This is a genomic window from Rhizobium sp. ERR 942 (assembly GCF_007828395.1).
Taxonomy (GTDB): domain Bacteria; phylum Pseudomonadota; class Alphaproteobacteria; order Rhizobiales; family Rhizobiaceae; genus Rhizobium; species Rhizobium dioscoreae.
This window is the reverse complement of record NZ_VIUA01000002.1, coordinates 58464-72343: the sequence shown is the minus strand read 5'-3', so window position 1 is coordinate 72343 and position 13880 is coordinate 58464. Positions and strand designations below refer to the sequence as shown.

The following is a 13880-nucleotide window of genomic DNA, read 5'->3' as shown; positions in this document are numbered from 1 at the left end:
ACGAAGGATTTCCAGATGCTGAAGGAGAGATGGGAGTGAGCCAGACGATCCTTTACGACGGCCTCAATCTTTCTCTGCAAAAGGGCACAGGTGTTGCGACCTATACCCGTAGCCTGCTGTCGGCGTCCCGTTCGCTTGGTTATCAGACCGGCGTTGTCTACGGAATTCCGGGGAGGGTTCCGAAGGACCCGGTATTGCGGGAGGTTGTTCTCTTCGATGCATCCGGCGCCCGCCCGCGCGGAGCATTATCCGAAGCTCGGCATTGGCTGCGCCGTCGCATTGCCGCGCCCTTCGGTGTGAACCCGGTTCCGATCCCACTCGGCGGGACGGTTATTCTTAAATCTCTTCAGGCGCAACTCGGCGATGCGGCCCTGGCCTATGCTTCCAGCGACTTGTTCCATCTCGCGCGCCATCATTTCAAGCGCTACGGCAATAATCTCACAATGAAGTTCGAGGCTCGGCCGGATCTTCTCCATTGCACCTATCCGATGCCGATCGCGGTTAGGAAGGCGCTGAATATCTATACGATCCATGACCTGGTTCCCTTGCGGCTGCCCTATCTGACCGAGGACGACAAGCGCTATCACTACAAGATGCTGCGCTCCCTGGTCCGGCGGGCGGATCATATCGTGACGGTATCCGAAACGTCGCGGGCCGATATTATCAAGGTTCTTGGTGCCGATGAGGCGCGCGTCAGCAATACCTATCAGGCCGTTCACGTGCCGGAGCGACTTCGCGAGAAACCGGTCGATGTGGTTGCGGATGAAGTCGCCGGTATCTTCCATCTCGATTGGAAGGGCTATTTCCTTTTCTTCGGCGCTTTCGAGCCGAAGAAGAACATTTCACGGCTGATCGAGGCCTATCTCGCCGCAAAGACATCCAAGCCGCTTATCATCGTCGGTGCTCCGGGATGGAAAGGCGAGGAAACGCGGCAGCTCATCGATGATGACCGGTTTCGCTTCTATCTTCGCGCGGAAGACCGCATCTTGCCGCAACGGCAGATCCAGCGCTTCGATTTCGTATCCTATCCCTTGCTGATCAGCCTGATCAGGGGAGCGCGGGCGGTGCTGTTTCCGTCGCTTTATGAAGGTTTCGGCCTGCCGGTGCTGGAATCCATGCAGCTTGGAACGCCGGTCCTGAGCTCCACGGAGGGATCGATCCCCGAAATAGCCGGAGATGCCGCGCTGCTGGTCGATCCTTATGACACGGAGGAGATGCGCAAGGCGATCGTCAGTCTGGATCAGGATGACGGGCTGTGCGCCTCGTTTGCCAAGTCCGGCCCCAGGCAGGCCGCCCGTTTTTCCACGGATCGATATCAACAGAAGGTGAGCGCGCTTTATGACAGCCTCTTCAACGGATAACCGCAGAAAGAGCGGATCATGACCATCCTCTTTGCATTCGGGATGCCGGGCGTCATGTCCTCGTGGGGTGTTGCCGCGGTGCACGCCCTGGCCCGCGAAGCCTTCGGCGATTACGCGATCATCGCAACCGACACAGTGGAGGACCTCAAGCAGCATGTCGTAGCGCGATCCGGCATGCATGCGGTTCTCGTCTCGCAATTTCCGGAAGCCAGGCTTTCGGAGTTGATCCTCAGGGTCAATGTGCCGTTTCTGTTGTTTCTCGAGGATCCGCTCGACGCGGTCTCATATCTGGCTCGAGCGACCGAGCAGCGGGATATCGGCTTGGTCAGGGCCGTCTCGGCCAGCCTTGCCTGCCTCGAGCCGCTGGCAGGCGCTTCCGGAGGGCTGGTCTTGCGGCGCAACGACATCGGTCAAAAGGGCAGCATAGATCTGCTTTTGAAGACGATAGACCGGCATTTCAGTACTGATCTCAAATTCGAGCAAATCGCGAATGCGCTGCTGCATGTCGGAATGGCGCCTGCCGGACAGCCGTCGCATGCCGAGCCGCCGAAACTGGAGGAGGCTGCAGCGGCGGTGATCGCGGGATATCTGATGCCGCAGGAGGCTGTCCCGGAGGTTAGCGAGGCACTGCGCGAGACGGCAAGGAAGGTTCTCCGCCCTCTGGAATTCGACCGCCGGAAAAGCTCAAGCGCCACGATTTTCTGGCCGCAAGAGACATTTCTGTCAGGCGACAGCCTGGGGCAGGCACTGGACGATCTTGTCGACCTCACCGGAGGAGCCCGGTGCCTCATCTATGGCCCCTATCTTCACTTGCCGCCAGGCCGCTGGAATGCGAAATTTGCCTTCGACGTCGACGAAGATTGTCAGGGGCAGATCCTCACCCTGGAGGTACATGCTGCCGAATTGCTAGGGAGGCTGCGTGTCTGCCCGGAAGGCACTGGCTCTTTCGAGGCGGCGGTGCCGGTCAATATTGTTGACCCACGTACGCCGATCGAAATTCGGCTGATGATGGACAGCGGTGCCATTGAAGGGCGGCTTTCCGCCTGGAGCGTGGAATGGCTGCGAGCGGCTTGATAGCCTGCTTGCGGATTGGCTTTGACGACCGCGGGTGAGCAACGGCTTTCGACTCGTTGATGCGTCATCGGCAGCGGATTCCGTTTTCCGCGCATTATTTTGTTACCCAATATTTCCAGCGCCGGGAATTTTGTAAACGAACATTTCTCGTTCAGATTTTTCCGTATTGGCGCCGCAAAACCCTTCTTTTCAGGCAATCCATAGTTTGTATAAGAATTGAGAAAACGGAATGAATCCTATGAACGCGAATGCCGCACCCGATGTTCTGATAGTCGATGACGACCACGAAATACGCTCCCTCCTAAGCAGATACCTCGAGGAGCAGGGTTTCCGCGTATCGACGGCAAGCGATCTGCGCGGATGCAACGATGCGCTCAACCGACGTCATCCCGATCTCCTCGTCCTGGATGTCATGCTTCCCGATGGCTCTGGCCTCGATCTTTGCCGCGATCTGCGAAATCGCCGTCCTCGGGTGCCGGTCATTCTCCTGACCGCTCTGAAAGAAGATATAGATCGCATTCTCGGTCTCGAGATCGGCGCCGACGACTACCTCGGCAAGCCGTTCAATCCGCGCGAACTGGCCGCGCGCATCCGTGCGGTCCTGCGCCGCACGAACGAGGACTCCTCATTGGAGCCCGAGCAGAGGCGCTATCAGTTCGCGAACATGATGCTTGATCCGCAGCTTCGTCGGGTCAGCAGAGAGAGCGGCGAGGTGATTTCGTTGACGGGCGCCGAATTCGACCTTCTGAAGGCATTCCTGGAACGTGCTGGCCGGCTCCTGTCGCGTGATCAGCTGCTCGACCTGACGCAGGGACGTGATCGCGATCCGGCCGATCGCTCCATCGACGTCCTGATGAGCCGGTTGCGCCGCAAGCTTGGGGAAACGGTAGAGGAGCCCATCTTCAGGACGATCCGCAATGGAGGCTATCAGCTCGTCGTTCCGGTAACGGCCATCAAAGGCGATTCATGAGGTCGCTCGGCGCGCGCTTAGCGCTACTTTTGATGACCGCCATCGTTCTGGTCGTCATTTCCTCATCTTTCGTAGCAAGCCTTGTCATGCGCGGACCGCGGCCGGACATGACGATCGAACGGATGGCCCACCAGCTTTCCATTCTTGCCACGTTCGCAGAGAAAGACAGAACCACTGCAGCATCGGCGGGATTGGTCGTTACCCCTGGACCCGCTGAAGGCCAACGCGACGAGGAGCTGTCCCGCTTCCTGATGGAAGCCCTGCTTCGAATATCCGGCATGCGCGAGGCCGTCATAGTACGCCAGTCGACGGGCGAGATGATCGCGTCGCTGAAGCTTTCCGACGGGAACTGGCTGATCATGCCGATGCCGGACCATGGCCCGCCGCCGGGCGGGTGGAAAATCCTTGTGGGATGGCTCGGTCTTATCATCATCGGCAGCGTGCTCGTCTCCATCTTTGCCGCCTCGAAGATCATGAAGCCGCTGCGTCTGCTGGAGGAGGCGGCGGCGGCGATCAATCCCGACGGTACCCTGCCGCATATAGCGGAAAGCGGACCGGGAGAAATCCGCGCGACCGCGCAGGCGCTCAATGGCCTGTCGGCGCGGGTGAAGGCCGCCACGGAAAGCCGTATGCGGCTCGTTGCCGCCGCCGGACACGATCTGCGAACGCCGATGACCCGGATGCGCCTGCGGGCCGAGTTCATTCAGGATGATGAAGAGCGGCGCAAGTGGTTTGCCGATCTCGAGGAGCTCGACAGGATCGCCGACAGCGCGATAGGGCTGGTCCGGGAAGAGATTTCCAAGGACAGTCTGGAGCAGGTCAGGCTCGACAAGATCGTTGGCGATATCGTCACCGAGTTGAAAGCGATCGATATGAACGTCACGAGCGGCGAACTGGAGCAGGCAACGATCAGTGCAGGCCCTCTCGCCGTCACCCGAGCCTTGCGGAATCTGCTCATCAATGCGGCAACACACGGCCAGTCGGCGACAGTGACGGTGACGCATCTTGGCAATAGGGCCGTTGTGCGAATTGTCGATACCGGGCCTGGTATTCCGGAGGATCGGCTCAATCAGGTGTTCGAACCCTTCTTCCGGATCGACATTGCCAGGCAAAGGTCTTTTCCGGGAGCAGGCCTTGGCATGGCCATTGCGCGTGAAATCGTTACCCGATTCGGGGGGGAAATCACGGTCCGTAACCGTCAGCCGCGTGGATTGGAGCAGGTCGTGTCGTTCAAGAGCGCCGGGGCCAAAGTCGCAAGCTAGAGCAATTCCAGGAAAAGTGCGATGCGGTTTTCCATCCGGAATTGCGTGAACCAAAGAGATAGAGCGGTTCAGAGATTCCGTGAAGAGCTGAACCGCTCCAGCACGAGCGACGTGACTCAAATCATCGTGGCATCGCAGCTTGGCCATCCCTTGCAGGGATGGGATCAGCTGACGGAATATCCGCGCGATCAAACAGGCTTTACTTGCGTAGAACTCTCGAAAATTCTACATAAACCACTATTGAAAGTAAGATTATAGAACTTACCAAATAGTTCGTGCTGGCGGAAAAGCCGAGACATTAAATTTCCCCAAAATGCCTTGTTTCAGCAACATTCAGAAATGTCAGTGGCGGCAACTGATGTAAAATCGTGGTCGATCAGCAGCTTGGCTCGAGCAGGCTTTGGTCGCCCCGCATACCCGGCTTCGCCATGACGCCCCCAACACGAATGGCGAAGCCGGATTGCTTTCCGGCTCCGCCGTTGATTTTTTTCCAGAAATATCAGTCTCTTGATAATGCCGCGACAGGGTCCAGCAACGATGCGTTGCGGGCTGGCAGGTAGCCGAAGGTCAGGCCGATCGCGCAGGAGCATGCGAAGGCCAGAATGATCGAACTTGCGGAATAGACGAGCGTGAAGTTCGATCCGAAATAGTTGAAGGCGAAGCCGAAGCCGAGCGCCGTCGCGATGCCGAAAGCACCGCCCAGCAGACATACGAGGACGGCTTCGATCAGGAACTGCTGGAGAATGTCGTGACGTCTCGCGCCGACTGCCATACGCACGCCGATCTCGGCGATACGTTCCGACACCGAGACGAGCATGATGTTCATGACACCGATACCTCCGACCAGCAGCGATATGACGGCGATCGCCGAGACGAGCAGGGTCATCGTCCGGGTCGTGCTGGTAATGGTCTGACGAATATCGTCGGTATTGAGGATAAAGAAATCCTTGGTGCCATGGCGGAGCTCCAGAAACTGGGAGACGGCCGCCTCCGCGGCAACACTTTCGGTATTGTCGGCGACTCGTACCGTGACGCTGCGCAGCGACATATCGCCCAACAGGCGGGCTTGGACACTGGTATAGGGTAGATAGACGGAAAGATTGTCACTTGAGCCGAAGCCGCCTTGCTGGGAGGCGATGACGCCGATGATGCGCGCGGGAACCTTGCCGACGAGAATGGTTTGCCCAAGCGGATCGAGCCCCTGATCGGCGAACAAGGTCGTCGCCGTGTTCTGATCGATGACCGCATCCTGCGACAAGCGTTTCACGCTGTCCGCGTCGAAGAATCTGCCCATGATAAGTTTCGATCCCTTCACGGAAAAATACGTGTCTCCCACGCCATTGATGAGGGCGTTCGCCTCCATCGAGCCGAATCGCACGGTGCTGCTGGTCGAGACGGTCGGTGTAACAGCCGCGACATAGGTCAATTTCGCCAAAGCATCGGCGTCGGCGACCACCAGGGTCTTGATGCGGCCGGAGCGCGTATCGCCGAAGCTCTTGCCGGGAAAGATTTCCAGCGTGTTGGTGCCGAGGCTATTGATATTTTCCAGAACCTTTCGCTGTGACCCCTCGCCGAGCGCGACGACGCTGACGACCGAGGCTATGCCGATGATGATGCCGAGCATGGTCAGGAACGTGCGCAGCCGATGGGCTTTGAGTGCAAGGACCGCCATCCGGAAGGCTTCCGTCAGCCGACCGGCCATCTCCCGCCAGCCGGATTTGCCGAAGCCGGCCGCGGTAGCGGAGGCTCGCAATGCTGGAGCTTTGCAGCACGTACGTCGATCGGTAACGATCCGTCCGTCGGAGATCTCGATGATGCGATCGGCGCGCGCGGCGACATTCATGTCGTGGGTGACGATGACGACCGTGTGGCCCTCGCCATGGAGCTCGCCAAGAATACGCAGGACTTCCTCGCCGCTCTGCCGGTCAAGGGCGCCCGTGGGCTCGTCGGCAAGAATGACGTTGCCGTTATTCATCAGGGCGCGCGCGATCGAAACTCGCTGCTGCTGGCCGCCCGAAAGCTGGCCCGGGCGATGGCTGTTTCGTTCGCTCATGCCGAGCCGCTCAAGAAGCGCCGCCGCGCGCGCTCGTCTTGTTTCACCTGACTGCCCGGCATAGATGGCCGGTACCTCGACATTGCCGATCGCCGTCAGCTCGGAAAGCAGATGATAGCGTTGAAAGATGAAGCCGAAATGCTCTCTGCGCAGTTTGGATAGCGCATCGCTGTCTAGGCGATGCGTCTCTTCGCCGGCGATCGCATACGTGCCGGAGGTCGGGCGGTCCAATAGACCGATGATGTTCATCAGCGTGGATTTCCCCGAACCGGAAGGCCCGACGATCGCGACCATTTCGCCTTCGGCGATAACAAGATCAACATCCTGCAAGACTGCGATCGTGCGGTCCCCGGATTGATATTCGCGGCGCACGCGCTTCAGTTCGATAATCGGAGAAGGCATGGGTCAGAACCCCATTGGAGGGGGAGGGCCGCCACTGCTGCTCTTGGTGATCGTCGTGCTTGCCTCGCCGACCACGACATTCTCTCCTTCGGAGAGACCAGACAGGATTTCGGCAGAGACGTTGTCGTTGAGGCCGACCATGACGTTGCGGCGGATCCTCTTGCCGTTGTCGCTCAAGACCTGAACAGCGCGGGATCCTTCGGCGGATTTGGCGCCCAATGCGGAGGAAGGGATGGTGAGCACATTCTTGGCCTCTCCGAGAACGATGTGAACCTCCGCCGACATGTAGGTGCGAAAGTAATTATCGGGGTTCTGCACTGCAAACACACCATTGTAGTAGATCGCCGAGGTGGAGGATGACGATGTCGTACTGCTGCTCGATGACGCCGTGGTGGACGACGAGGTGATGCTGCTGTCGCTGGTGATCGATTCAGGTGCCGGCTCGATCGACTGCAACGTGGCCTCATGCCGGGTATTCGGATCGCCAAGGATGGTGAAATAGATCGGCTGCCCCACTTTGATCTTGACGACATCAGCTTCGGAGATCTCGGTGCGAACGATCATCGTATCGACTTGTCCGAGGATGACGATAGTCGGCGCCGATTGCGCCGCGTTCACCGTTTGGCCCTGTTGATTGACGATGGCGAGCACCGTGCCGTCCATCGGCGCTGTGATGCGCGTGTAGGAAAGATTGGCGCGCGCGGTTTCCACCGCAACTTCGGCCGATGTGATTTGCGCGTCGAGAGCGGCAATTTGGGCAGTGATCTTCTTGACGCTCGCTTCCGCGCTGTCGAGGTCCGCCTTGGAGCCAGCCTGATTGTGGAAGATCGTCTGCTGGCGGACGAGCGTCGTCTGCGCGTTTTCAAGATCGGCCTCGCTTTCCTGGCGCTGTGCCCTAACGTTCGCCAGGGAAGCCTGAGCGGTCTTCAGGTCATTGCTCTGTGTGGTCGAGTCGATTTCGGCAACAAGGCTGTCCTTCTTGACGGTATCGCCAAGCTTGACATGAACAGCCGTGATCCGACCGGAGACCTGTGCACCGACTGCAACCAGCTTGATCGGTCTGAAGGTGCCGGATGCGAGTACGGCTTCCTCGACATTGCCTCGCGCCACCGGCGCCGTGATGGCCGATGCCGTCTGCCGGTCGAAATAACCGTATCGGAAAGAGAGAATGCCGATTGCGGCAAGGGCGAGGAGACTTGCATAGAGCATGTGCCGCGGTCTGATGCTCCGCTTTGGGAGCGCTCTGGCGGGAGGGGAGCTTGCGTCCTTGGCATGTTTCGGACTGACGGTCGGCGGTGCCTTATGTTCCAGGGTGTTCAGCATGAGATTATTTGACCTTGGCCAGATGGGGACCCGTATCGGCGTCAACGACGACAGGCGTGGAGACATCGACCTGTCCGTCCCAACCTCCACCCAGCGCCTTGTTGAGTGCAATATAGTCGGTAGCGATCGATGCTCTGCTCTGGATCACGTTTTCTTCAGCGCTATAGAGCGAGCGTTCAGCATCCAGCACGTCGAGAAAGTCGATAACGCCGGCCTTGTTCATCGTATGCGAGAGGTCCGAGGCCCGGCGGTAGGAGCTGCTGGAGGAGACGAGCTTGTCGTACTTCAGCCGTTCCTGGGTCAGCGATACGATAGCATTCTCGACATCCTCCATGGCGGAAAGAACAGCCGATTGGTAGGCGATGAAATATTGATCCCGTTCGGCCTTGGCGACGTCCACGGCGGCCTTGAGCTGTCCGCCCTGGAAGATCGGTACCGTCAGAGTCGGGCCGAATGTCCATCCGATGGAGGACTTCTTTGCAAGATCGCCGATACTGGCTGCCGACGATGAAATGTCGCCGGTCAGGGAGATCGAAGGATAACGATTGGCTTCGGCCTGACCGATCTTCGCGGTATATTGTGCAAGCTGCCGTTCTGCCAGACGAACATCCGGCCGTGAAATCAGGATATTGGCGGGAATGCCGACGGAGACATTCATCTTCGGGCTCGGAATCGGACCGCTGCCCTTGAGCCTGTCCTCAAGCGTGGCCGGAGGCTTGCCCAGCAGCACACCCAGGCGATGGACAGCTTCCGAATAGGAGATTTCGTAGGTTGGGATATCAGCCTCCGTGCTGTTAGCGAGCGCGTCAGCCTTGGCGGTATCGACGCCGGTGGCGCTGCCTGCCTGATATTCTGCATGGGTAAGAGCAGCACTTTCGCGCTGCGATGCGGCGGTGCGCTTAGCCAGATCGCGTAGCGCTTGATATTCACGCGCCTGGACATAATAGGATGCGACATCGCCGATCAGGGTCAGCATGGTGTCGCGCAGCTGCTTATCCGCAGCATCGACGCCGTATTTCGCCGCTTCCGCGGCGCGCTTGTTGCCGCCGAAGAGATCGAGCTCCCAGCTGGCGTCGAACCCCCCGTTATACAATGTGGAAAAGGTTGCATCTGTCGTGCCGCCTTCTGCAGCCGACGTGCGTGTGCGTGCCGCGGAAGCCGTTGCCGATGCCGTTGGCAGCAATGCGCCCCTCTGCTCCCGATAGGTGGCGCGCGCTTCGCGGATCTTTGCCTTGGCTGTCGCAACGTCAAGATTGCCGGCGATCGCCTCCGCGATGAGCGCATCAAGGGTCGGATCCTTGAGCTGTTTCCACCATTGCGACAATTGCGGGGTTTGCGAGGGCTTGCTTGTGGCCTTGCTGCCCCAATGCGTCGGCACGGCAAGGTCGGGTGTCTTATAATCCGGCCCTACGACACAGCCTGTCAATGTTCCGACGAATATGGCGGCAATGGCAATATTCGACGGTCCCGTGTTTGAGCGCAAACATATCGGCAAGATTTCCATCCCTGGCTTGTTGATGCAATGCACTGGCCTCGATTGGGGCCAGGAAGACGTGGAGCGTGAGGGAGACCATCGCTTTTCCCCTGCGAAGAAGGAATGGCAGTGCTCACACGCCATTGGTCCGGGAGCGCCGGGCGGGGCGTTCCCGGACCATTCGGCCCGGCGAAGGGCCGCTCCTTCCAACCAACAGGGGCGTCCGGGGGGATCTCGATTGGCTGGAAGCGGAGAGGAAATGGTCTGTCGTGGTGAGGTGGAGGGTTTCGCCCAGAAAGACCCTCCATTGATGATCAGTGGAACGGATGCGGGCCGGGAACGAGCAAGCGTTCCGCGTCCGCCAGTTTGGTGAGCTGATCGGCGTTCAACATGTTGCGCAGAGCCACAGCTTTGTCCTTGAGAGCCTTGGCCTTCGCGGCACGATCCAGTACGCGATCGGCTAGGCGCTCTCCGAAAAGTTGAGCTTGCCCGTCGCTCTGATGGGCAGCCTGGGACGCGGCATCGTCGTCGGGCGCCGGCAGGTCCGGCAGCTCGCTCTTTGCGGGAGTCAGGAGATCGATCAGGGCGCTGGTATAATCCCGCCAGGCGTCGAGCTGGTTACTGCGGACGCCGATCAAGGTTTCGAGCGCTGACAATTTTTCCGCGATCATCAGGGCCGGGTTCGGTCTATGTGGAGGCCCCGGGGGCATGGGCATACCCCCGCCAGAGGCCATCATCGGCCCTTCGGGATGACGGTCCTGGAAATACCAGCCGTCCGATGGCGGGCCGACCGGACCCGGTTGCGCGGTCTCTGCGCCTGCAGGCTTTTGCTGCTGGGATTCGATTTCTGCACCGGCTGCATAAGCTGAGACGGTTGCACCGCCAATTGCCGTTACCAATAAAGCCGCGACGATAAGTCGTTTGTTCATAATCAATGCCTTCGCTACGAGTAACTGCAGCAAAAGCTAATGCGACCTTATGAATGCAATACGTCGATATGTTTCCTAACTTTTCCCGCAAGGGGAATATTGCGAACGAAGTTTGCTGATGGCCTGGCAGCAATGCTTCATTACAATTTCCTCTATTGTCGCCTTAAAGTTCGACTTCCAGTGTAACAACAAGCGACATTCGAGGTCGATCGCAGGTCGTAGATGGAGAGAGCTGTCGCTTGGCGACGGCTCTCTCCACAGTGTTCGCTATTGCTTGCTTCCGGAAGCAGCAGATGTCGATTGATCCGCCTCCTTCAACGCGGCCGCACATTCCTCGCAGCACACTTCCACCGATTTGCCGCCGAGATTGACCTTGATGGTCTCGGTGCCGAGTTCGCAATCGCAAGCGGCACATGTGGTTCTCTTCATCTCATGATCCTTTCCTGATCGATCCCCTTGCCAGGGCAGGATCATAAGAGCACCGATCATCATGTCGGCGCTGTCTGAATCTTTAGCGAACCGCGTAGCGCTTGGGCTTCAACTGTGCGGAGCGCTGGAATTCCGCTGGCGTCAGGCCGTAGGTCTGTTTGAACGCGGCGCTGAAATGGCTATGGCTGGAAAACCCGAGATCAAGCCCGAGCATGGTCAGGTCGTCATAGGAAGCGAGCAGATCGAGCGCGCGTGCCAGCCGAAGCCGCAGCTGATAGCGGTAAAGAGGGATGGCTTCTACCTGCTGGAAGACCTGTGTCAGGTAGACGGGCGAGACGCCGACATCCCTGGCGATCTCTGCAAGCGTCCAGCGCCGTGCAAGATCGGACGACAGAACGAGCTTTGCCCGGTCGACGAGCTTCTGCCGGCCGGAACTTGCGCCGGCCGCATGCGATGTCCGCTCGCCGAGAGAACGGCGCACCAAAGTCAACGCCAGTGTTTCGCCTTCAAGGCTCTCGGCTATATTGCGGCTGAGCCCATGGCGAAGCATAGCCACGAGTGCCTGCGCGCGCGGATCTATGCGTCGGCGCTGGCGACGAAAAATAACGTTTTCGCCGGATTGAACCTGTTCCTTCGGTGCAAGCTCCTGAAGAACGCTCTCGTCTATACTAAGATCGAGACAGGAATCACCGCCGTCAACGGGATGACTGATTCGATATTCCTGTCCGTTGTTGAAGAACAACACCTGGTTTGCTTCCGCAACGGTATCACTCTGACCAACGTGGCGCTTGAAGACGCCACGATAGGGATAGACGAGGCTCGTCTTGTGGGCGCATTCCTCTCCGCTCTTATGCCGGCATTCGCCGTTACAGACGATATCGCGGATGACGACGGTTTTCGTCTTCAGCAGCAAGGCGGTCGAAATTTCTGACATGCCGAACTTCCCCATCCCGGCGTTAACGCCCGTCGCACCAGCGGAGCTTAGCACATCCTGCGCCATTTTTAGTAGCGACTATAAATATGAACATCGCTCCCCTTCTGGCCTCGGGAAAGGCCAATGTCCTTCAACTGATCGTCCGACAGTTCCAGAAGCGCATTGCGGTTCCTGCGCTCGACCATCTTGCGTGCGAGCATGCGTGCAAGGTCCTGCAACGCCGAAAAAGGCGAGCGTCGAGCCTTGCGGAAAGCGCCGGCCGGTTCGGAAGAGGTGATGATGTTTGTGGCTTGCATGGCGATACTCCATCGGTTGCTTCGATGAGAGCAGTGAACCACTGGAGCCGTGTTCGCGCTGTCAGATAATTTAGCAATCGAACGCGGCTGCAGCCTTTCGGAAAAGTGATTATATTTGTATTTTCCTTGTCGACATAGGTCTTGCGGCAACGATAGTGTCGGCGCTGCTCCGCATGTTGCGACAATCACATCATGCAGGGCGACGATCATTAAGGAGAGTAGGAATGTCGTGGCAACATCCAGTACCCCGGATCACCGCGGAGGAAAGACAACAGCGCCTTTCAAGCCTTCGAAACCGGATTGATGCAAGGGGATGGGCCGGAATGCTGCTCGGGCCGACCGAAAGCCTCCGCTATTTCACCGGTCTGGTCTGGCATGCGAGCGAGCGGTTTCTCGGCGCATTGGTGACGCCGACAGAACTCTACTACATCGTACCGGGCTTTGAGCGTAGCAGGGTGGAAACCCTGCCGCATCTACCGGCCGAGATCCTGGAATGGCAGGAGGAAGAGAGCAGCGCGGCATTGATCGCCCGCTTGCTCGGGAATGCCGGCATCTTGGCGCTCGACGACAGCATGCCGCTTTATTTCTACAACGCCCTGGCGGCCGAGCTTGGAGCTGAAAGGCTTGTGAATGGCGGGCCGATCATCAACGGTATGCGCCGCATCAAATCTCCGGCCGAAATCGCGCTCATTCAATATGCCATGAACCTGACGCTGGGCGTACACAGGCAGGCTCATGCCTTACTCAAGCCGGGAATTCGCGCATCGGAAGTCGTCGAATTCATCGACCGGCGGCATCGCGAGGCGGGCGCCGATGGTGGCTCGACCTTCTGCATCGTATCCTTCGGCGAAGCCACGTCCCTGCCGCACGGCGCAGATGGCGACCAGACGCTTGGCGAAGATGACGTCATTCTGGTGGATACGGGTACCCGCATCGACGGCTATCATTCCGACCTGACGCGGACCTACAAGCTGAAGAGCGGCGATAGCGCCTTCGAGGATGCATGGGCGATCGAACGGGAGGCGCAGCAGGCCGTTTTCGACGCGGCAAAGCTGGGCGCTGCCTGCTCCAGCCTGGATGATGCGGCGCGCGCTGTACTCGCCAGACACTCGCTTGGCCCCGATTACAAGCTGCCGGGACTGCCGCATCGCGCCGGTCACGGCCTTGGCCTCGAAATTCACGAAGAGCCTTATATCGTGCGCGGCAACACGACGGTGCTGCAGGCGGGCATGTGCTTCTCAAACGAGCCGATGATCGTCTTTCCGAAGAAATTCGGCATCCGGCTCGAGGACCACATCTATATGGCGTCGGATGGGCCGCACTGGTTCACACAGCCGTCCAGCGGACCGACGGAACCCTTTGCGAGCTGAGAA

The 13880-nt window shown here is 58.9% G+C and carries 12 protein-coding genes; 5 read left to right on the top strand and 7 right to left on the bottom strand.

Going from position 1 to position 13880, the window contains the following annotated elements:
* The first annotated feature begins 29 nt into the window (after positions 1-29).
* The 4 genes from FBZ97_RS07315 (at position 30) to FBZ97_RS07300 (ending at position 4667) form a co-directional block, all read left to right on the top strand.
* Positions 30-1361, top strand: coding sequence for a glycosyltransferase family 1 protein (locus FBZ97_RS07315; protein WP_145317806.1), 1332 nt, complete (start codon positions 30-32; stop codon positions 1359-1361).
* 18 nt (positions 1362-1379) lie between these two features.
* The gene (locus tag FBZ97_RS07310) at positions 1380-2435 is read left to right on the top strand and encodes a hypothetical protein (RefSeq protein ID WP_145317803.1); all 1056 of its coding nucleotides are present in this window, start codon (positions 1380-1382) and stop codon (positions 2433-2435) included.
* 238 nt (positions 2436-2673) lie between these two features.
* Positions 2674-3405, top strand: a complete 732-nt coding sequence (locus tag FBZ97_RS07305) for a response regulator transcription factor (RefSeq protein WP_113332757.1) — start codon at positions 2674-2676, stop codon at positions 3403-3405.
* Positions 3402-4667, top strand: a complete 1266-nt coding sequence (locus FBZ97_RS07300) for an ATP-binding protein (RefSeq protein ID WP_145317799.1) — start codon at positions 3402-3404, stop codon at positions 4665-4667. Before FBZ97_RS07305 ends, FBZ97_RS07300 begins: the two co-directional genes overlap by 4 nt.
* 499 nt (positions 4668-5166) lie before the next feature.
* Here FBZ97_RS07300 and FBZ97_RS07295 read toward each other — a convergent pair whose 3' ends face one another.
* From FBZ97_RS07295 to FBZ97_RS07270, 7 genes are all read right to left on the bottom strand, one after another.
* Positions 5167-7122 (bottom strand): MacB family efflux pump subunit, encoded by a 1956-nt coding sequence (locus FBZ97_RS07295; RefSeq protein ID WP_145317796.1) that lies wholly within the window; start codon positions 7120-7122, stop codon positions 5167-5169.
* A 3-nt stretch (positions 7123-7125) separates the two neighbouring features.
* Positions 7126-8331, bottom strand: a complete 1206-nt coding sequence (locus tag FBZ97_RS07290; RefSeq protein ID WP_246661708.1) for an efflux RND transporter periplasmic adaptor subunit — start codon at positions 8329-8331, stop codon at positions 7126-7128.
* Positions 8332-8449: 118 nt separating this feature from the next.
* A complete protein-coding gene (locus FBZ97_RS07285) occupies positions 8450-9928 on the bottom strand; it encodes an efflux transporter outer membrane subunit (protein WP_246661707.1) in 1479 nt (492 codons plus the stop codon).
* Positions 9929-10233: 305 nt separating this feature from the next.
* Positions 10234-10848 carry a hypothetical protein gene (locus FBZ97_RS07280; RefSeq protein ID WP_145317786.1) on the bottom strand — a complete coding sequence of 205 codons (615 nt, stop codon included), beginning with the start codon at positions 10846-10848 and terminating at the stop codon, positions 10234-10236.
* A gap of 267 nt (positions 10849-11115) precedes the next feature.
* Positions 11116-11277 (bottom strand): hypothetical protein, encoded by a 162-nt coding sequence (locus FBZ97_RS34320; protein ID WP_186449469.1) that lies wholly within the window; start codon positions 11275-11277, stop codon positions 11116-11118.
* 82 nt (positions 11278-11359) lie between these two features.
* Positions 11360-12211, bottom strand: a complete 852-nt coding sequence (locus tag FBZ97_RS07275) for an AraC family transcriptional regulator (RefSeq protein ID WP_145317784.1) — start codon at positions 12209-12211, stop codon at positions 11360-11362.
* A 68-nt stretch (positions 12212-12279) separates the two neighbouring features.
* Positions 12280-12507: a DUF1127 domain-containing protein gene (locus tag FBZ97_RS07270; RefSeq protein WP_145317781.1), complete on the bottom strand. Its 228-nt coding sequence runs from the start codon at positions 12505-12507 to the stop codon at positions 12280-12282.
* A gap of 224 nt (positions 12508-12731) precedes the next feature.
* Here FBZ97_RS07270 and FBZ97_RS07265 point away from each other — a divergent pair, with 224 nt between their 5' ends.
* On the top strand, positions 12732-13877 hold the full coding sequence (locus tag FBZ97_RS07265) for a Xaa-Pro peptidase family protein (RefSeq protein WP_145317779.1): 1146 nt from the start codon (positions 12732-12734) through the stop codon (positions 13875-13877).
* Positions 13878-13880 lie beyond the last annotated feature (3 nt).